This window comes from Paenibacillus sp. CAU 1782 (genome assembly GCF_054551715.1).
Window position 1 is genome coordinate 18,058 of record NZ_JBTOLL010000002.1, and the last position, 20,446, is coordinate 38,503.

The window sequence follows — 20,446 nt, forward strand, 5'->3', positions numbered from 1 at the left end:
GTGAAAGATGCCCTTGAGCGAGTATGAAGACACGCCCTAATCCGTCACATGGATCTCTACGCTCAATCGCCCCAGTTCCTCAGCCAGTTGGCCGCCTGGCGGCCGATCCGTAATGACGGCATGCAGCTCAGACAGCTCGGCTATTGAAAACAGGGAGGTTTTATTGCTTTTTGAATGATCGAATACGGCAAAGGTTTGCTGTGAACGTTTAAGCATGGCTTTGGAGCTTTGGGCTTCCTGCTCGGAGTAGCTGGAAATTCCGCTGGCTGCGGAAATGCCGTCTACGCCTATAAACATTTTTCCGATATGTATTCGGGCCATCATCTCTTCCCCTAAAGGACCGCATAGCTCAAAGCTGTTGTGACGCATAATGCCGCCGGTCACCACTACCTGAATCGCGCTGCCCGCCAGCTCCATCGCGATGTTGACGGCATTGGTAACGACCGTTAAGCCTTTACGGGACTTCAACAGCTTCGCCAGCAAAAAGTTGGTGGAGCCGCCGGACAATCCGATAATATCGCCCTCCTGAATAAGAGAAGCCGCGAGCCGGGCAATCTTTTCTTTTTCCAGGATGGATAAACCTTCCTTCTCCGAGAAAGGCAGCTCCCGCAATGTTCCCATGCCGTCGTACATGGCTCCGCCAATCGTGCGAATAACGGGATATTCGGCCTCCATTTGCTCAAGGTCACGTCTTGCGGTAGCTTCGGAGCAGCCCATCCGCTCCACCATTTCCGCAATTGTGATTCTCCCCTGATGCTTCAGCACCTGCAGGATGGCTTCACGCCGGCGCTGGCCCTTGGAGCCGCCGCTCTCACCAATTGTCACCGTTCCACCCACGCTTTCGCTCCAAGCCGCTGCTGCACAATATCCCATTCCGGCAATGCTTCCCAGTCTCCGCGCATCTGTACGACGAGAGAGCCGCACACGCTGGCAAGAGTAACCGCCTCGACCGGATTCATGCCCTTCATCAAGCCGGCAAGGAAACCCGCGCAGAAGCCATCACCAGCCCCCACCGTATCAACAACCTTGTCCGCAGGGTAAAAGGGAACTTCCGTTTCCGAATTGCCGTCAAGCACTACTGTTGCGTCGCCTTTGCCTTTGATGATCGTGACGGCCTTTAGCGCAGACAAACGCTCCTTAATCTCGCTGTAGTCTTCGGTTTCGTACAACTGGATCAGCTCGTCCCAGCCGGGCAGGAAATAATCCGCGTCTTCCGCAAGTGGAAGAAGAGTTTGCCGCGCCTCTTCGATGCTCCAAAGCTTCAGCCGAAGATTGGGATCAAAGCTGACCAGCACGCCAGCTTCCTTGGCAATATCCACCGCCCGCCTTACCGTACGGCGACAGTCCTCGCTAAGCGCCGTTGTAATGCCCGTCACATGAAGAATTTTTGCTCCTCTTATGTAATCCTCGTCCAGATCCTCCGGCGTCATTCGGCTGGCCGCAGAATGCTTGCGGAAATAATGCACCGCCATTTTGCCCGCCACATGCTCCCGAAACATCATTCCGGTTGGAGCCGCATCACTCAATTTGACTCGTGAGGTGTCCACGCCTTCCCCTCGCAGCGCTTTCAAAATAATTTTGCCAAAAGGGTCATTGCCCAAAGCGCCAAACCAGCCAATGGATGCACCAAGCCGGGCCAGGCCGATTGCGACATTGCTTTCCGCTCCGCCAAAGCCTTGCTCCAGAACTGAAGCCCGTTCAATCGCTTTATGCTCCTGCGGCATAAACAAAGCCATAGACTCGCCAAACGTTATGATTTGAGGTGAAATTTCCCGCACAAGAATATCCCCCTAAACGTGATTTGTTGGCCGTTAGGCCGCATCAGCGGCCATTATTTCATAATCGGATATTTCATAAAATAAATCATCGCTACGTAAAGCACCAAAATCAGCAGGCTGAACAGTTTTGCTTTGCTGATGTTTGCCGCAGCGCTTTGGCCTTGCTCGATTGCTTGCATAACGCCTTTAAGCGGTTTGGCGATAACGCCGCCGAAAGCCGCGATGCCAAGAAACAGCACCATAACAATAACCATCCAAATCACAGCGTAGTCGGACTGGGACATCATATAGCCGCCAGTCAGCAATTGCAGAACCAGACAATATTGCGCGATCCGGTTGCCGGCGATCAAACCGTCGGCCAAACCGCCTTGTCCCGCACCGGCGAGTTTCGACGCTCGTCCCAAAATAACGGGGAGCACCACATAAAAGCCCATTCCAATCGCCCCTAATAAATGGAGCAGCCACATTGCACTTGACATATTAATTCCTCCTGTTTCTATTGGGACTATACCAACCAGTTTATCAGAAACTCAGTTTTTTTCAATTGCTGCGGGCGTTTTCAGTAGCTTTGCCCCCTTAAAACAGTGCATTTTACAAATGACAGCTACCCTTTCAAGCCCATCTTAGCCATAACCCCGCGAATCGCAAAATAAGTGACCTCCGCCGGCAACGCCTCCTTGACCGGTTTCAGCTTGCCGCTCTCCTCGTTCCGAACCGCATCCGCAATGAGAGGTTCCAGCCCTGCAGGGATAATGCGATCCCAGTCCACCTCAAGCCCTTCCTCCGCGCAGCGAATGATATGCCCTTCCACAGTCACGGCGCTAAGACCTCGCAGCTTTGCGATTTCAGACGGAGCATGGCCGTCTTGGAACAACTCCAGGGAAGCAACATGGCTAGGCGTTTCGTCGCCTGCCGCGCTATCTCCTCCAGTTCCGCGGCCCGTGACCCCGCCCAAAAGATCCGTTTCTGCAAAACCGGGATCTGCTGTTCCTCCGCCTTTAGGAGCAACGAATCCAGACGCGCCTTGATGACCAACGAATCCAGACGCGCTTTTATGACCATTGGACTCCAATTGTACCGACGTTTCACGCTCTGTAGCAGCTTGTCCGCCCGGCGCAGTCCTCCGCCCCGTTGCGCCTTCGTGACCTGCCGTCCCTTGAACGCCGCCGAACTCCGCAAGAATTGGAGCGATTCCGTTCCAGTATTTTTGCGCTTTGGCAGAACCAATGCCCTTTACTCCAAGAAGCTCATCCATCGATGCGGGTCGAACCATAGCAATCTCCTTTAAGGTCGAATCAAAAAAGACCATAAATGGCGGAACGCCTTCCCTTGCCGCCGTTTCCTTGCGCCACGCCTTAAGCGCCTCGAATATCGGCGAAGAACCGCTTGCCGACTCTCCGCTTTTTCGGACGGAAGCTCTCACCCGCTGCATAATTTCCTGTTTGCCTTCCAGCACCGGCAACGCATTGGTTGTCAGGGACACAACCGGATATTGTCCCTCGCTCAGCCGCAGGTACCCTTCTGCGACAAGCCAGTAGAGCCAATCGGCAATCTCCTTTTCGGGCAAATGGCGCATGAGGCCGTAGGTCGTAAGCCTGTCCAGCCCAAATTCAAGCAGCCGCTTGTCGCGTGAGCCTTTCAGCACCTTGGCCGCCATTGTAACGCCAAAGCGCCCTTTCATGCGGCCGACGCAGGATAACGCCATTTTGGCATCCTCCGTACGGTCCACCGGCTCGCTTTTGTCCTGGCAGCAGCTGCATTTGCCGCAAGGCCCAACGTCGCTTTCCCCAAAATAATCGACGATAAACTGCTGCAGGCAGCGCTGGGTGCGGCTATAGTTCATCATCATATGCAGCTTGGACATCTGAATGGACTTTCGTCCTTCGTCGCCGGCTCCCTGTTCGATCAGAAAGCGCTGCACCTGCATGTCGGCAGGTTCAAACAATAAAACACATTGGCTTTCTTCGCCGTCCCGGCCTGCCCGGCCAGCCTCTTGATAGTAGGATTCAAGATCGCCCGGCATTTGCCAATGCAGTACATAACGCACGTTGGGTTTGTCGATGCCCATGCCAAACGCGTTGGTCGCAACCATAATACGGATATCGTCAAAACGAAATTGCTCCTGAGTCTCCGCCCGTTCCGTATCCGACAAGCCGCCATGGTATTTCCCCGCCTCAAATCCCGCCTTCTGCAACTGCGAGCAAACATCCTCCGCCTCCTTGCGCGTTGCCGTATAAATAATGCCGGATTGGTCCTTGCGGTCACTTAAAAATTGCGTTAAAAACCGCTTTTTATCGACGCCGGTTATAACGGAAAGCGACAAATTGGGGCGGGCAAACCCCGTCACAAAACGACTAGGGCTCCTCAAGCCCAGCACATGCTCGATGTCGTCGGCCACATCTGAAGTAGCGGTCGCCGTAAAAGCGGCAACCAAAGGCCGCTGCTCCAGCCGATTGATCCAGCCCGCGAGCTGGCGGTAGCTGGGGCGGAAATCATGTCCCCATTGCGATACGCAATGCGCTTCGTCAATCGCGATAAGCGGAATTTTCATGCTTTCCGACAACGCCTGAAACATCGGAGCGTCCAGCCGCTCAGGCGCCGCATAGAGCAGCTTGTAATCGCCGTTTCTTGCGCCCTGCAGCACCTCGCGATATTCTGCCGGCGATAGCGAGCTGTTCAGAAATGCAGCCGGTACGCCAAGACGGGTCAGGCTGTCCACCTGATCCTTCATTAAAGAGATAAGCGGCGATATAACCAGCGTTGTGCCTGGCAGCAGCATAGCGGGCAGCTGGTAGCAGATCGACTTGCCGCCGCCGGTTGGCAAAATCGCAAGCGTATCTTTGCCATTCAAAATGCCTTCGATAATATTCTCCTGGCCTTTCCGAAAGGAGTCATAGCCATATATTTTTTTCAGCAGTTGTTTTGCATTCTGGAGCAATGTTCCGGTCCCTCCCTCAACAGAAAAAACCCTGGCAGCATTTGTGTCAGGGTTCTTCCCATGCCGTTCGTTTGAACGTTTTTTCCATTATATCATGCCTGGCTCCAACTACACCAGACATAGCGGCTAATTCATAGCCGTGCAGATTAATGCTTGTTCATCATCCAACCCGGCCAGCATGTGTACATTTACTATCGTTCGCGTCTACACTTGCCGAATTCCTTGTCCACGCTTACTGGCGTTCGCGTCTACACTTGCTGAATCCCTTGTCCACGCTTACTGGCGTTCGCGTCTACACTTGTTAAATTCCTTGTCCACGCTTACTGGCGTTCGCGTCTACACTTGCTAAATTCCTTGTCCACGCTTACTGGCGTTCGCGTCTACACTTGCTGAATTCCTTGTCCACGCTTACTGGCGTTCGCGTCTACACTTGCTGAATTCCTTGCTTACTGTCATTCGCGTCTATGCTTGCTGAATTCCTTGTCCACGCTTACTGGCGTTCGCGTCTATGCTTGCTGAATTCCTTGTCCACGCTTACTGTCATTCGCGTCTATGCTTGCTGAATTCCTTGTCCACGCTTACTGTCATTCGCGTCTACACTTGCTGAATTCCTTGTCCACGCTTACTGGTGTTCAGTTAGCTAACGGTCATTTTTGACCGTTAGAATATCAAAATCGTAGAATTGGTTCGTGTATCGGACATCGATGTCCATTAGCGGCAAAAAAAACGGAAATTAACCAAAAAACAGCCTCTTACGGTCATAAATGACCGTTACAAAAAAAATTTGGTCAAAAATCACTTCTAACGGCCATAGATGTCCGCTAGAGATTTATCAAATTATCAACCTGAATTTTAGCCAAAAATCCGCTAGTAATCACAGAATTGTGTTAGCTTGTAGCTGGCTTGCACTGCACTGTACTCGCTTCTGTCGATTAATGCTAGCCTCTGTACGAGCTTGCACAGGTGTGTGCTATCTGGCGCTTGCTTGTGCTGGCTTTTGCTGGCTAGTACTAGCTACGCTAATTTGCACCAGTCTGCGCCTGCTTGTATTGGCCTTTGCCGGCTTGTACTAGCTACGCTAACTTGCATGGGGGTGTATCTGCGCCTGCCTGCATGTATTGGCCTCTGCTGGCTGTGCTGGCTTGCACGAGCTTGCACGGGTGTGCTATCTGCACCCGCTTGTACTGGCCCTATACTGCCTTGTACGAGTTTGCACGGGTGTGCTATCTGCACCCGCTTGTACTGGTCTATACTGGCTTGTACTAGCTAAGCTAACTTGCACAGGCCGTGCTATCTGCACCCGCTTGTACTGGCCCTATACTGCCTTGTACGAGTTTGCACCGTTGTGCTATCTGCACCTGCTTGTACTGGCCTATACTGGCTTGTACTAGCTAAGCTAACTTGCACAGCCTGCACCCGCTTGTACTGACCTTGCTGGCTTGTACTAGCTAAGCTAACTTGCACAGGCGTGCTATCTGCACCCACTTGTACTGGTCTGTGCCGGCCTGTGCTCTCTAATGGCCAGTGCTGGCTTAATCTAGCCAGCACAAACGCCTGATGGATACCGCTCCGCCTGCGTCACAATCAGCCGTTTTTCACCACTTGAATGACATTTCGCACGGAATCCGCCGATTTGTCCAGCGCTGCTTTTTCCTCTGGCGTCAGTTCAAGCTCGATGACCTTTTCTATGCCATCTCCGCCGATTATAGCGGGAACGCCCATAAACAAATTGCTGTAGCCGTATTCGCCTTCAAGAAACGCGATAACGGGGATGATCCGTTTTTTATCTTTCAAAATCGCTTCGGTCATTTGCACAAGGGATGCGGCCGGCGCATAATAAGCGCTGCCGTTGCCAAGCAAATTAACGATTTCTCCGCCGCCGACGCGCGCACGCTGCACAATGGCTTCGATACGGTCCGCCGGAATAAGCTTTTCGATAGGAATGCCCGCTACATTGGAATACCGTACCAGAGGCACCATATCATCACCATGTCCGCCAAGCACAAAACCGCGAACATCCTCAACCGACACATTTAGTTCCTGGGCGATAAAGGTGCAATAACGAGCTGTATCCAGCACGCCGGATTGTCCGATCACCCGGTTTTTCGGGAATCCCAATGCTTCAAAAGCGACATATGTCATCGCATCAACCGGATTACTCAGAAGAATGACATAAGCATCAGGCGAAGTCGCCTTCACCTGCTGGCATACCGATTTCACAATACCTGCATTTGTGTTTACCAGATCGTCCCGGCTCATGCCCGGTTTGCGCGCTACGCCCGCAGTGATAATGACCACATCGGAGTCACGCGTAAGCTCATAATCGGAGGTGCCGATTATGTTGGCGTCTACGCCAAGGACCGGGGTTGCCTCCAGCATATCCAGCGCTTTGCCTTTGGTTGGATTCTCAAGCGGCGCAATGTCCACCAGGATCACGTCGCCCAACTCTTTTTGCGCCAGCATCAGCGCCGTTGTTGCCCCTGTAAAGCCGGCTCCTACAACTGTAATTTTTTTGCGTTTAATCGCCATATCGTGTTACCTCCTAAACCCATCATTGGGGAATTTGCCGCTAAATGCTGAAACATTCTCATGACTCATCAAAAGCGGAGAGAGCCCCTCACAGCAGCTTTTTTTGACAAAGCTGTCTGCAAGGGGCCTCTATCTACCGCCGCCGCAAACCGCCGTTTGGACTCCGCGGCATTTGCCAGGGAGCCGGCAACGTTTTGTTGCGGCTTGAACCCCCTCCTTGCGGAGGGAATCCAGCGGGCTTTATTTCCTACATGTTTTTGATGATTTCGTCAGCGAAGGCCGAACATTTTACTTCTGTTGCGCCTTCCATCAGGCGGGCGAAATCATAAGTTACCGTTTTGTTGTTAATGGACGTTTCCATGCCTTTGTAGATCAGGTCAGCAGCTTCTTGCCAGCCCAGATGCTCAAGCAGCATAACGCCGGACAGAATAACGGAGCCTGGATTTACAACGTCTTTGTCAGCATATTTTGGAGCCGTGCCGTGAGTCGCCTCGAAAATGGCATGTCCAGTCAAGTAGTTGATGTTAGCGCCCGGTGCAATGCCGATGCCGCCAACTTGCGCAGCCAGAGCGTCGGACAGATAGTCGCCGTTCAGGTTCAACGTTGCGATTACGTCAAAGTCGGTTGGGCGAGTCAGAACTTGCTGAAGCGCGATATCCGCAATGGCGTCTTTTACGATGATTTTGCCGGCTGCTTCCGCATCCGCTTGCGCCTTGTTGGCCGCGTCAACGCCTTCGGCGTCTTTAATGCGGTCGTATTGGCCCCAAGTGAAGGTTTGCTCTGCAAACTCCTGCTCAGCCACTTCGTAGCCCCAGTTTTTAAACGCGCCTTCTGTAAATTTCATGATGTTGCCCTTGTGAACCAGGGTAACGGATTTTCTGCTATGCTTGATTGCGTATTCGATCGCAGCGCGCACCAAGCGTTTCGAACCTTCGGCCGAAACAGGTTTGATGCCGATGCCGGATGTTTCAGGGAAGCGGATTTTGTTAACGCCCAGCTCCGTTTTGAGGAACTCGATGACTTTTTTCACTTCTGCGGAACCTTCTTGATACTCGATGCCCGCATAGATATCCTCCGTATTTTCGCGGAAAATAACCATGTCTACCAGCTCAGGACGTTTTACCGGCGAAGGCACGCCGTCAAAATAGCGAACTGGACGCAGGCATGTGTACAAGTCAAGCTCTTGGCGAAGCGCAACGTTCAAGGAACGGATACCGCCGCCGATTGGCGTTGTCAGAGGCCCTTTGATGGCAACGATGTATTCGCGGATCGCGGTCAGCGTATCGGCCGGCAGCCACTCGCCGTATTCGTTAAACGCTTTTTCGCCGGCAAACACTTCGTACCAAGCGATTTTTTTCTCGCCGTTGTAGGCTTTTTCTACAGCAGCGTCAAGCACGCGCTTGGATGCGCGCCAGATGTCGCGTCCCGTTCCGTCACCCTCGATAAAAGGAATGATCGGTTGGTTTGGCACCTGCAGCGCGCCGTTATCGATTGTGATTTGCTCGCCTTCGGTCGGAAGCGCGAATTTTTCGAATTGAGCCATTATAAAATCCTCCTAAAATAGTATGGAATATTGTTAGCATACACTTAATGTTTGACGTAAAGCAAAGTTTTACGCCAAATTTATCCCTTAAAGCGGGCAAAACCGGATAATGCTTGCGCTTTCACTGCGCCACACCCTGTTTGTGATGAAAATCATAGGCAAAATAGGGCAATAAAAGGAGAACAAGCACCGGCTCGCCCTCATGCAGTTTATGATCTATGTTGTTTTGGACTATCTTTGGTCAATCGGAACATATTTTCCGCCAACGGGACCGACATAATCGGCGCGTGGACGAATTAAGCGATTGTCCTGGTATTGCTCCAAAATATGAGCGCTCCAGCCGGAAACGCGGCTAATCGCAAAAATCGGAGTAAACAGGTCGCGCGGAATTTGCAGCGCCGTATATACGGATGCGGAGTAGAAATCGACATTTGGTTTCAAGCCTTTTTGGCCAGTAACCAGTTCCTCGATTTTGACCGACATTTCGTACAGCTCCATGTTTCCAGTCAGCTTGCCCAGCTCACGCGACATTTTTTGCAAATGTTTGGCGCGCGGATCTCCGTTTTTATAGACGCGGTGTCCAAAGCCCATAATTTTTTGCTTGTTTGCCAGCGCATTGCCGATATAGCTCTCTACGCTCGCCGGCGAGCCGATCTCCTCCAGCATCACCATAACGGCTTCATTGGCTCCTCCATGCAGAGGTCCCTTCAGCGCGCCGATGGCGGAAGTAACGCCGGAGTAAATATCCGACAACGTAGCAACCGTAACTCTTGCGGCAAATGTGGAAGCGTTAAGCTCGTGGTCGGCATGCAGCACAAGCGCTTGGTCCAGCGCTTTGACCGCGACTTCGTCGGGATCGTTGCCAGTCAGCATATAGAGGAAGTTGTGCGCGATGGACACGCCTGTTTTAGGCGCCACCGGCTCTTTGCCTTCGCGAATTCTGGAGAATGCCGCGATGATGGTTGGCAGTGCGGCTTGCAATTTAATCGCTTTCAGTTGATTTGCTTCCGCAGACATGTCGTTTGCTGTCTCGTCATACAGTGCCAGGCTGGAAACGGCAGTGCGCAGCGCAGCCATGGAATTGGTGTTCTCGGGATAGAGCTTGATGCCTTCGATTACAGCGCTCGGGATGACCGAATATTGATCCAATTGCTTTTGCAGCCCGTCAAGCTCGGAACGATTGGGCAGCTTGCCGTACCATAACAGATACGCGACCTCTTCGAATGAAGCGTTTTCTGCCAGATCATCGATGTCGATTCCGCGGTATGTGAGCACTCCGTCAATGATCGAGCTGATGGAAGACGCCGCTGCGACTATTCCTTCAAGACCTTTCGTTGCTGTCATCGTTCTCTCTCTCCTTTTTCCTTCAATTATTCAACTACGCTCGCCTCTTGCATGTTATTTATCATAAATGATTTTGACAATTAAGAAAACATCAAGGGGCATAAAAATGCTTTATCGGTATCATTGATAATTTGAATCGGTTGCGCTTTCAAATCAAGTCCCATCGCAATTTTCCTATTTTCGCCAACACAGTTTTCCCGCGCCGGAGCCCAATTATACTTCAACTTTTTGCTGAAAATATGGTAAAATGGGCCCTATTAGTTAGTGTTCAAAAAGTTCGATTGTCAGCAATGCTTCGTAATCAAACCCGGAACTTTTGAACTACCTCTACGCAGAAGGTGAGGCACTCTATGACAGGACAGCGTATCGGCATCATTGACATCGGCTCCAACTCCATTCGCCTGGTTGTGTACGAAAGAACCGCAAACGGCGCGCATCGGGTCGTCGATGGCAGTAAACGCTCCGCACGGCTTAGCGGAAAAATGGACTCCCAAGGCGCTCTGCCGGATGAACATATCAGCGATCTCATTGATACGCTGCATCATTTTTCCCTGATTTGCAGCCATCACGGGGTCGGACATATTCGGGCCGTGGCTACGGCCGCGATTCGCAATGCGACCAATTCGGCCGCCATACTGGAAAGCATCAAATCCGAAACCGGGCTTCACATCGAGCTTCTTTCCGGCGTCGAAGAAGCTTCATACGGCTTTTTGGGCATGATTAATTCGCTTCGAATCGAAGAGGGTTATCTGATCGATATCGGCGGTGGAAGCACGGAAATTACACTGTTCCGCAACCGGGACATTGTCCAATCCGTTTCCTTTCCATTTGGCTGCGTCAGCCTCAATCACCGTTTCGATTCCAAAAACGGTTTGAGCGACGAACAGCTCAAGCAGCTGGAAGATCTGGTTGCCGATGCGATCAGCGATTGCCCATGGATATTCCAGCACCCAGGACTACCTCTCGTCGGCGTAGGCGGCACGGCGCGCGCGCTCGGAAAGCTGCATCAAGGCGCGGTCAATTATCCTTTCCACAGCACGCATAACTATATGATTCAAGGCGATCAGGTGGACGAGCTGTTCCATTCCACCAGAAGTCTTCCGCTGGAGCGCCGCCGCAAGCTTCCGGGGTTGTCCAAGGACCGCGCAGACGTTATCGTGCCCGGCATTGCGGTCATTCGCGCCATTTTCCGCGCAGCCAAAACGACGCATTACCGCATTTGCGGCGCGGGACTCCGCGACGGCTTGTTCCACTCCACACGGTTTCCCAACAGGCCAAAGCTGGATGATCCTTTGACCTACAGTCTGAAAAATATTAGCTCGCTGCACACAGAAGCGCCGCGCCAGCATGTACTGCAGGTCAATCGGCTTGCCACTGAGCTGCTGGAGTTCCTTTTGCCCCATTACCGGCAAAATCATCAGGCAGCCACTTTGCTTGACGCGGCTTCCCAGTTATATCGGATCGGCGCGGCAATCGACTATTACGATTACGCTACCCACTCTTTCTATCTGATCCTGCACAGCCACCTGAACGGGCTGACGCATCGGGAAATCGTCATGACGGCGGCCATTGCTTCTTACCGCAGCAAAGGCAAATCCAAAAACCAGCTGGCTCCTTACCGCGCGCTGTTAAGCGAGGAAGACCTGGAGTTAGTGGCTCGCTTTGGCGTGCTGCTGCAGCTTGCCGCAGCGCTTGACCGAAGCGAAACGCAAAGCATCGGACGTATCCAGGTCCGTATAGCCGGGCGCCAGCTGCTGCTGTCCCCCGTTCTGCCCCGAGGCCATCTGTCGGTGGAACGCCGCGAGGTGGAGGAATTGGCGCAGGAATTTAAGAAATTATGGGGATTGGAGCCTATCCTTCATTAAGCGCATCCATTGCGTCAATACGTCCTGAACGAAAAAGTTGGAGCGAAACGTTACTTCAAACCGTTTCGTCTCCAACTTTTTTTAACGATCTATTAAATGAAATGAATTGAGTTCTTATTAACTATTCAGGCTTTCATGAGCACGATGCAACAAAATGACGGAACATTTTCATGCTGTCATCATCTTCCGTAAAATTGAATTCAGGATGCCATTGAACGGCAAAAAGAAAGGTTTTGCCCGGCATTTCCACCGCTTCCACCAGGCCGTCTTCCGACAGCGCGGATGCTTGCAACACCGGCGCAAGTGCTTTGATGGCTTGGTGATGATAGCTGTTGACTTCGATGGTTTCCTTCTCCAGAAGCCTATAGAGGAGGCTGTTTTTATGGATGGTTACGGAATGAACGGGCACCGAATAAGGCGGCCGCTGCTGATGCTCTACGTTTGATTCCGCAGCCCGGCCCGTAGGCAAATCCTGATAGAGCGTTCCGCCTAACAGTACATTAAATAACTGCAACCCGCGGCATATGCCAAAAGCCGGTTTGTCCAGCTTGACGACATGCTGGAACAGTGCTTGCTCCAATACATCCCGCTCCCGGCACAACTCCCCGCATACCGCATCCATTTCTTCGCCATACAGCAGCGGATTAATATCATGTCCCCCTGTAAACAAGAAGCCGTCAAAGGACTCCGACAATGCCTTAATATCAAGCTCGTCCGATACCATGGGCAGCATGACAGGGATTCCTCCGGCCGCTTCTATGGCCTTCATGTATCCCGGCAGCATCCAATAGCTATCCTTTTCCCTATCGTACAGGGGCAATACGCCAATGATCGGTTTTCTCATGTTTGCCCTCCTCCGCATTGCCGCGTTAACTTTCCTCACACTATGTTCATTATTATAATCTCTTTTTTTGCCAAACGTCCAATACAGTTATCCTTATACGGTGATAAAATACAGTGATAAAAAATGCCTTATGCATAATTTTCCTATTCCTTGTACAGCATACTCACTATCTATTGAACCAATTTTCAATAGCAATGGGGAGGGATAAGGATGAGCAGACGGCAGGGAACTGGACGCGGCAATAACGGCAAAGGCAATGCCATTACCGGTCGGCTGACCATTGACGTAACAGCGCTGCGCGCTATTTTTGCCGACTCTACGGATATTATCTTTCATGACTTTCAAACGAGCAGCCGCATTTCGGCCATCTGTATTTTCTGCGTAGGTCTGTGCGATGCGGAACGGATCGAAAGACAAGTGCTGCAGCCCATGGCTGATACTAGCGAAAATGCGCCTGCTGTATCCTCCAGCCAATCGGTACAGACGATACAGGACGCCGTGCAAGCGATTCTGGACGGGTTTGCGCTTTTGCTTTTGGAAGGCGAACCACAAGGAACGATCTATCCCCTCTCCAAAAATCAGAGCAGGGCAACAGAGGAGCCTGCGGCTGAATCTACGGTTCGTGGAGCGCGCGACGGCTTTACGGAATCGCTGGAAAGCAACATGGCCCTGCTGCGGATGAGATTGAAGATACCTGATTTCAAATCAAAGTCTTTAACGATGGGCAAATATACAAACACCAAGGTGACGCTGGCTTACGTAGAGGGACTTATCGAACCATCGCTGGTGCAGGAAGCGGAAAAGCGGCTCCTCCGGTTAAAAATCGACTACGTGCTGGAAAGCCAAAATATCGAAGAAGGCATCGTCGATCAGCGCTTTTCCCCCTTTCCCCAAATGCTGGCGACGGAACGCCCTGACGTTGTCGTATCCAATCTGCTGGAAGGCCGCTTTGTCATTTTGGTCGATGGAACCCCCTTCAGCCTGGTCGCTCCCGTCACCTTGTCTTCGATGCTGCAGTCGCCTGAAGACTACTACCAAAATCTCTACATCGGCGTGGCGATCCGGTGGATGCGGTACATCTTTTATGTCTTATCGCTGCTGCTGCCTTCGGCCTATGTGGCCATTACCACCTATCATCAGGAAATGATTCCGACGGTGCTGCTCCTCAGCATCTCCAGAGCCCGTGAAGAAATTCCGTTTCCCGCGCTCATCGAAGCGCTTATTATGGAAATTTCGTTTGAAGCATTGCGGGAAGCCGGGGTTAGACTGCCCAAGCAGATCGGTTCCGCCGTCAGCATCGTCGGTGCCCTGATTATTGGACAAGCCGCTACCTCCGCCGGAATCGTGTCGGCTCCCATGATTATAATCGTAGCTCTTACCGGCATCGCTTCGTTTATGGTTCCGCGTTATTCGGCAAGCATCTCCACCCGCCTGCTCCGATTTCCGATTATGTTGATGGCGGGTACGCTGGGTCTGACGGGCATCATGCTTGGGGTCATACTAATCGTGATCCATCTGAGCAGCCTGCGCTCGTTCGGAACGCCTTACCTCTCGCCGGTAGCTCCCGCCTCCGCCCAAAGGCTCAAGGATGTATGGTGGCGCACCATACCCTGGAGCAAGTCACGTTAAGCGACAGAGGAGTTTTTGTTTATGTTGACCGATAAAGGAAAAATATCCGCGACTCAGCTTGCGATCATGATTTTCCCGGCGATATTGGCCACCGCCATTTTGTCCGTGCCGAGCCTAACGATGCAATTTGCTGGCCATGATATGTGGCTGTCTCCCATCTGGGGGTCGATCGTAGGTTTGGCGACCCTTGGGGTGTCGCTGGGATTACACTCTCTTTATCCCGGAAAAACGATCATGCAATCCAGCTTGCAGATTGCCGGCTGGCTGCCCGGAAAACTGATCGGCTTTGCTTTTTTGATCTTTTTGCCTCATTTAATCGGACTCGTTATCCGGGTATACGGCGAATTTATCGCCAGCAACGCGCTGCCCGAAACGCCGTTGTTCGTTATTATGGGCACAATGACCGCCGTCTGCGCCTTGAATGTAAGGCTCGGGATTGAAGTGGTTGGCCGAACCTCCCAGGTATTTGTTTCGTTGCTCGTCATCCTGTTAGTTCTGATCTTTGTCTTGCTAATCGGCGAGCTTAATCCGGCAGAGCTGCTGCCCTTTATGGAAAATGGCTTAATGCCAACCTTCAAGGGAGCGGTCGCCCCCGCGGCTTGGTTTAGCGAATACATCGTGTTGGCTTTCCTGCTTCCGTTCGTTAACACGAAAAAAAATGTCACGCGCATTATGCTGATTTCGCTTTTTATAACGACAGCCGCATTGGTGTGTTCCAATCTGTTTTGCCTCTTTCTGCTTGGGGACCTTACCAACAGCTTCGCCTATCCCGTCATGATTGCGGCGCGTTACATTACGATAGCCGATTTTTTGCAGCATATCGAGGCCATTGTCATCGCAATTTGGATTTTTGGCATATTTGTAAAAATATCCGTGTTCCTGTACATTTTCGCTACCGCCACGGCACAATGGCTAGGCCTGCGAGATTACAAGCCGGTTGTGTTTCCGCTGTCTTATTTGTGCATGGTTTATACCTATTGGATCGTTTCCGACCGGCCCGGGGCCTCCAATCTTGTAGGCACTTCGGCTAATTTGTACACTCTGCTGTTTCTGACGGCGCTGCCGACAGCACTTTATATTGTTGCGCTCCTAAAAAAAATGCGGGGCCGGAGAAAAAAAGGAGCAGCTCCAAGTGACGGTAAAGGAAAAAGGAGCTAAGGCAAAGGACGCTGATGAAAAGGAGCTGAAAACGTGAAGCCTGGCGTAATAAAAAGCTGTATCGTTTTTCTTCTTCCTCTTTTGTGCTGCCTGACCTTATCCGGCTGTTGGGACCGACATGAAATCAACGACTTGGCTGTCGTTTTGGCTACTGGCATTGACTACTCCAACAAAAAAGTACAATTAACCGCGCAAATATTTATCCCGCGCAAAAGCGGAGGCACCAGCAGCAGCGGCAGCACGGAAAGCAGCCCTAGCGGCGTAACCATGATCCGCACGGCAGAAGGCGTAACAATCGCCGAAGCATTGAATCGCCTGCAGAGAAAAATATCGCGGGAAATGTTTTGGGGACACTGCGAGGTTGTTGTAATCAGCGAACAGGCCGGCAAGCAAGGACTGCGCGAATATATCGATTTTCTTCTTCGCTATCCCCAATTTCGGGAGCATGCCTATGTGTTCTCCAGCAAAGGAGATGCCAAGGAAATTTTGACGCTGCTTGATCCCCTGGAGAGAAGTTCGGCGGAATCATTGCGCGAGATGGCTAATCTGGGACTGGGCACACGCGTTACGATGCTGGAATTGGCTCAATCCATTTCTGGCCCCAGCAGCTCTGCCATTTTGTCGCGCCTGCTCATATCTCCCGCCGATCCCGGGCAAAAAAAACTGGCCACAACACCTTTTATTAAAGGGCTCAGCCTGTACAGTAACGGAGATTACATAACAACAGTAACCGAGCCGGTCAGCATAGGGGTGCTTTTGCTTTCCAACGAATTAAACAACATCATCATGCCCATCGAAATCGAAAATGTAAAAGGGTCGTTTTCCATTCGGCCGGAAGACACCAAAACAATCTTGACTCCCCGCATTGCTAACGGCGAATGGAGCATGGATATCCATATTCAGTCAAAGGGCGAAATCGTGCTCAATACAACCGATTCCGATTTGGCCAACCCCATCGTTCTGGCCAAAGTCGAGGAGGCTTGGCTAAACCGGTTCAAGCAGTTGGCCGGGCAAGCCCTGCAGCTTGCCCAGCAAGAAATGTCGGCGGACCTTTTCAAATTCGCCGTCAAGTTCCGCCGCTATGACCCCAAGCAATGGAAGCAGCACCAGCGGAATTGGGAAAATATTTACCGTAATATGAAGGTCCATATTTCCGGAAAAGTGGTCATAACGGATACGGGCAAATCCATTGAGCCCCAAGGCATCCCGCATCAGATTACCGAATAGTCCAAAATGCCTTTAACACGCGGAAGGAGACGTACGATGAAGATTCTATCTACGATGGGCATTCTTTTGCTGACCCTCTCCATAATTTTTGGGGAATGGCGCGGCAGCCGGGTTAAAAAGGTTCGGGCAATAACTACGGGCATCACACTGGCGACGGCCGTTCTTGCCCTGCTTCTTCTATTTCAGCCAAGCTTGCCCGGGCCTTCCCAAGTGGTAAAGCTCCTTTTTGGAAAGCTGGATAAAATGATGCAATAAAGGCCGATTCCCCTCCTCGTTTAAGGAGGAATTGCGCAAATTCAAGCAGCGTTTTGATGGGTTATTCAAAAAAACAGTTGTCAAATAGGCCATTATTCGGTAAGTTTATAAAGAATCGCATACACAACGGGTGCTTGATGAAGTCTTGCTGAGATTGCGGCCTTATGCCGCTGACCGTCAATCTGATCTGGGTAATGCCAGCGTAGAGAATATTTGTGCATCTTTTTTTCGTGCATAAGTTGAAGCCTGCCGGTAAACCGGGAGGCTTTTTTTCATGGCTCCGTTAGTCATGCGACGATTTTGAATAAGGAAAGGGAGAGATTGTTTATGTCTTCGACTGCAAAAGGAAAAAAAGGGTTAACGTTAACCGATGTGTTGGTCACGATCGTTATCGCTGTTGTTTTAGGGGTCATCTATAAGCTTTGGGGACCGATGTACGATGTCGTCAAGCCATTTGGCACACATGCCGAACAAACGATTTACGGCATGTGGTTTATCGCGGGAACGCTGGCATTCCTCATTATTCGCAAACCGGGCGTCGCCATTTTGGCTGAAGTAGCCGCCGCTACCGTGTCCGCTTTGCTGGGCAGCGAATGGGGAATCGCTACATTATTTTATGGTCTTGCGCAGGGCGCGGGGGCGGAGCTGTTTTTTGCGTTGTTCGCTTATCGCAGGTCTGGCGTAATTGTTACGTCATTGGCGGCCATTGGAGCCGCGGCGGCATCGCTCATTCTGGATGTGTCTTACGGATATATTGAATATTTATCGCCATGGAATTTGACCTTGTTAATCGTCCTTCGTTTGCTGGGCAGCATCGTCATTGCGGGCTTGTTCGCATATGCGCTGTCGAAAGCGCTGGAGAAAACGGGCGTTACAAATCTGCTGCGCCCTGTAAGCAAAAAAGATTACGATGCTTTAGGTTAATGTCATGGATGTAGCAACGGGTTTTGAAAATTTGCGGCTAAAATACCCGGGTGAAGACGGCCTGCTATTCCAGGGGCTGTCTCTTTCTATAAAAAAAGGAACAAAAACATTGCTGCTTGGCCCAAGCGGATGCGGAAAATCAACCTTATTGCAGGCGTTAAGCGGGCTTGTCCCTAACTCCATCGAGCTTCCGATGAAGCATGATGGCATCACCGTGCCACAGCACTCCGGCTATGTGTTTCAGGACCCGGATACACAATTCTGCATGCCGTATGTGGACGAGGAATTAGCATTTGTCCTGGAAAATTTGAAGGTGCCCCGCGCGGAAATGCCTGCGGCAATCCTTGCTCTGCTGGAACTGGTCGGCTTGCAGCTTGGTGATGCCCATACATTGATCGGCACCATTTCGCAAGGCATGAAGCAGCGGCTGGCTATCGCCTCCGCCCTTGCGCTGAAGCCGGAGGTTCTGTTTCTTGACGAACCAACCGCCCTGCTGGACCCGGGAGGCACACGCCAGGTATGGGATACGATCAAGCGGAACGCGGCCGGAAAAACCATCGTAATCGTGGAGCACAAAATCAATGAGGTTCTCGACTGGGTTGATCGTATCCTCGTCATGGGACCGGACGGAAGCTGGATCGCGGACGGCACGCCTTCGGACGTGTTTGCTTCCTGCCGGGATCTGCTGACCGAATACGGCATCTGGCATCCCGGCGTTTGGGAGGAGCATCGCCGTAAGTTGAGATGCGAGGAATCGGGATACATTGTTGACTTAGCGCCAGATTCAAAAGAAGCCTTGAGAACAGCATCCGATAGTGGTTCGGCAATAGGCCCAAGGGACGCTTCAAAGTCGGCTGCAAGCGGCAGTTTGCCCCGGCTTGCTCTAGAGCATTTTCGAGGTCGGCGCGGCGGCGAGATTAAGATAGAGGTAGAGCGGGCTATTGTGAAGCCTGGCGAATGGGTTGCTGTTACAGGAGCCAACGGCGCAGGAAAAAGCTCTCTGCTGCTGGGTATTATGGGTTTGATCAAGACGGAAGGCCACCGTAAGGTGGAAAATCTGCTAAATGGCAAGGTCGAACAGGTAGCGGAGCTTGCCGCTTTTGTTTTTCAAAACCCCGAGCTTCAGTTTATTGCCGGAACGGTAGAAGAAGAAATCTCCTTCTCCATTCCTCGTGATCGTGTCCATTCTAGGGAAAGAGAACAGCGCATCACGGAGACGCTGGAACGGTTCCAGCTTCTGCCCTACCGAAAACGGCATCCCTACCAGCTTTCGATGGGACAAAAGCGGAGGCTTAGCGTAGCTGCCGCAATGGAGCGCGGGCAGCAATTGCTGCTGCTTGACGAACCTACCTTTGGACTGGATGCATCCAATACGTTTGCTTTGCTTGATAAGCTGGAGGAGCTGCGACGCAGCGGAACTTCCATTGTGATGGTTACGCACGACGAAGACATTGTTCGCGACTATGCAGCGGTGATTTGGCATGTGGAAAAGGGAAAGATTGCCGAGTTTACGCAAATCGAACGTTCCTGGATAAAGGAGGACACACGGCCATGCTGACATTTCCATTCCATTCGACGTGGCTGCACCGTCTAAACCCGACGGTTAAGCTGCTTATGTTTATGGCGCTGTTTGTTACCGTGCTCTTTATCCATAATCTGAACGTGTTAATCAACCTGACTATTTGCGTCCTTCTGCTGCTGGTCTGGTCCGGCCATCCATGGCGAAGGCTGCTGCTATACGCCTCCCCGTTTCTGCTCGTATTCGTGTCATCATCAACCGGTATGATGATGTTTGGCAGCGGATCGACAACCTGGTTCCGTTATGGACTAATTCATATTACCGAGGAGAGCTTTTACCGAGGATTGCATCTTGGCTTCCGCTCGCTTAACATGGCTGCCGCCGGTCTGCTGTTTGGATTGACGACCCGGCCGGTTGCCCTGTTTTATTCTCTTATGCAGCAGTGGAAGCTGTCGCCCAAATATGCATACAGCTTTCTGGCGGCAATGCGTCTGCTTCCGATCATGCTGGAGGAATTCCAGTCGCTGCGGCATGCGCACAAAATCCGTGGCATCCGAACGGGCTGGACCCCCGCCGGCTTTTACCGGACGCTGCGCCAATATGCCATACCGCTTTTGGCCCAAAGCATTCGAAGAGCCCAACGAATTGCCGTCGCCATGGAGGCAAGGCAGTTCGACAGCAGCGCAACCCGAACCTACTACTACCGGTTCGGGTACTCCAAACTCGATCCGCTGTTTGTCCTTTATCTAATCGCAGCCTTGCTGATATCAATCTGGCTGGGCACAGAGCTGCCGTATTTTGATACGCAGGATGCGAGGGGGATTATGTAGCGCATTTTGCCGTTCTCAATAAGCTGTATCCGAGGTCTTCAATACAAAAAACCTTTAAGCCAA

At 51.7% G+C, this 20,446-nt stretch carries 16 protein-coding genes; 8 read left to right on the forward strand and 8 right to left on the reverse strand.

What is annotated here, in order from left to right:
• Positions 1–36: 36 nt before the first annotated feature.
• The 7 genes from ACX93W_RS09130 to citZ all read right to left on the reverse strand — a co-directional run bounded on the left by ACX93W_RS09130 (position 37) and on the right by citZ (position 10,132).
• Positions 37–819, reverse strand: coding sequence for a DeoR/GlpR family DNA-binding transcription regulator (locus ACX93W_RS09130; RefSeq protein WP_459392363.1), 783 nt, complete (start codon positions 817–819; stop codon positions 37–39).
• Positions 820–821: 2 nt separating this feature from the next.
• Positions 822–1,778 carry a sugar kinase gene (locus ACX93W_RS09135; RefSeq protein ID WP_459392056.1) on the reverse strand — a complete coding sequence of 319 codons (957 nt, stop codon included), beginning with the start codon at positions 1,776–1,778 and terminating at the stop codon, positions 822–824.
• 53 nt (positions 1,779–1,831) lie between these two features.
• Positions 1,832–2,257, reverse strand: a complete 426-nt coding sequence (locus ACX93W_RS09140; RefSeq protein ID WP_459392057.1) for a hypothetical protein — start codon at positions 2,255–2,257, stop codon at positions 1,832–1,834.
• A gap of 125 nt (positions 2,258–2,382) precedes the next feature.
• Positions 2,383–4,716, reverse strand: a complete 2,334-nt coding sequence (gene recQ, locus ACX93W_RS09145) for a DNA helicase RecQ (protein WP_459392058.1) — start codon at positions 4,714–4,716, stop codon at positions 2,383–2,385.
• A 1,584-nt stretch (positions 4,717–6,300) separates the two neighbouring features.
• Entirely contained in the window at positions 6,301–7,245 is a 945-nt protein-coding gene (mdh, locus tag ACX93W_RS09150) for a malate dehydrogenase (RefSeq protein WP_459392059.1), read from the reverse strand.
• Between the two features lie 247 nt (positions 7,246–7,492).
• The gene (gene icd, locus ACX93W_RS09155) at positions 7,493–8,788 is read right to left on the reverse strand and encodes an NADP-dependent isocitrate dehydrogenase (RefSeq protein WP_459392060.1); all 1,296 of its coding nucleotides are present in this window, start codon (positions 8,786–8,788) and stop codon (positions 7,493–7,495) included.
• A 231-nt stretch (positions 8,789–9,019) separates the two neighbouring features.
• Positions 9,020–10,132, reverse strand: coding sequence for a citrate synthase (gene citZ, locus ACX93W_RS09160; RefSeq protein ID WP_459392061.1), 1,113 nt, complete (start codon positions 10,130–10,132; stop codon positions 9,020–9,022).
• A gap of 350 nt (positions 10,133–10,482) precedes the next feature.
• On the opposite strand from citZ, the gene ACX93W_RS09165 reads away from it, so the two are divergent.
• Positions 10,483–11,997, forward strand: coding sequence for a Ppx/GppA phosphatase family protein (locus tag ACX93W_RS09165; protein ID WP_459392062.1), 1,515 nt, complete (start codon positions 10,483–10,485; stop codon positions 11,995–11,997).
• 133 nt (positions 11,998–12,130) lie between these two features.
• Here the strand turns inward: ACX93W_RS09165 and ACX93W_RS09170 are convergent, their stop codons facing one another.
• Positions 12,131–12,841 carry a gamma-glutamyl-gamma-aminobutyrate hydrolase family protein gene (locus tag ACX93W_RS09170; protein WP_459392063.1) on the reverse strand — a complete coding sequence of 237 codons (711 nt, stop codon included), beginning with the start codon at positions 12,839–12,841 and terminating at the stop codon, positions 12,131–12,133.
• A 210-nt stretch (positions 12,842–13,051) separates the two neighbouring features.
• Here ACX93W_RS09170 and ACX93W_RS09175 point away from each other — a divergent pair, with 210 nt between their 5' ends.
• The 7 genes from ACX93W_RS09175 to ACX93W_RS09205 all read left to right on the forward strand — a co-directional run bounded on the left by ACX93W_RS09175 (position 13,052) and on the right by ACX93W_RS09205 (position 20,383).
• Positions 13,052–14,470, forward strand: coding sequence for a spore germination protein (locus tag ACX93W_RS09175; RefSeq protein WP_459392064.1), 1,419 nt, complete (start codon positions 13,052–13,054; stop codon positions 14,468–14,470).
• Positions 14,471–14,491: 21 nt separating this feature from the next.
• Positions 14,492–15,628: a GerAB/ArcD/ProY family transporter gene (locus ACX93W_RS09180; protein ID WP_459392065.1), complete on the forward strand. Its 1,137-nt coding sequence runs from the start codon at positions 14,492–14,494 to the stop codon at positions 15,626–15,628.
• 33 nt (positions 15,629–15,661) lie between these two features.
• A complete protein-coding gene (locus tag ACX93W_RS09185; RefSeq protein WP_459392066.1) occupies positions 15,662–16,855 on the forward strand; it encodes a Ger(x)C family spore germination protein in 1,194 nt (397 codons plus the stop codon).
• 36 nt (positions 16,856–16,891) lie between these two features.
• Positions 16,892–17,110, forward strand: a complete 219-nt coding sequence (locus ACX93W_RS09190; RefSeq protein WP_459392067.1) for a hypothetical protein — start codon at positions 16,892–16,894, stop codon at positions 17,108–17,110.
• A 327-nt stretch (positions 17,111–17,437) separates the two neighbouring features.
• Positions 17,438–18,034, forward strand: a complete 597-nt coding sequence (locus tag ACX93W_RS09195; RefSeq protein ID WP_459392068.1) for an ECF transporter S component — start codon at positions 17,438–17,440, stop codon at positions 18,032–18,034.
• A gap of 4 nt (positions 18,035–18,038) precedes the next feature.
• The gene (locus ACX93W_RS09200; RefSeq protein ID WP_459392069.1) at positions 18,039–19,592 is read left to right on the forward strand and encodes an ABC transporter ATP-binding protein; all 1,554 of its coding nucleotides are present in this window, start codon (positions 18,039–18,041) and stop codon (positions 19,590–19,592) included.
• Positions 19,586–20,383 carry an energy-coupling factor transporter transmembrane component T family protein gene (locus ACX93W_RS09205; RefSeq protein ID WP_459392070.1) on the forward strand — a complete coding sequence of 266 codons (798 nt, stop codon included), beginning with the start codon at positions 19,586–19,588 and terminating at the stop codon, positions 20,381–20,383. Before ACX93W_RS09200 ends, ACX93W_RS09205 begins: the two co-directional genes overlap by 7 nt.
• Positions 20,384–20,446: the final 63 nt, after the last annotated feature.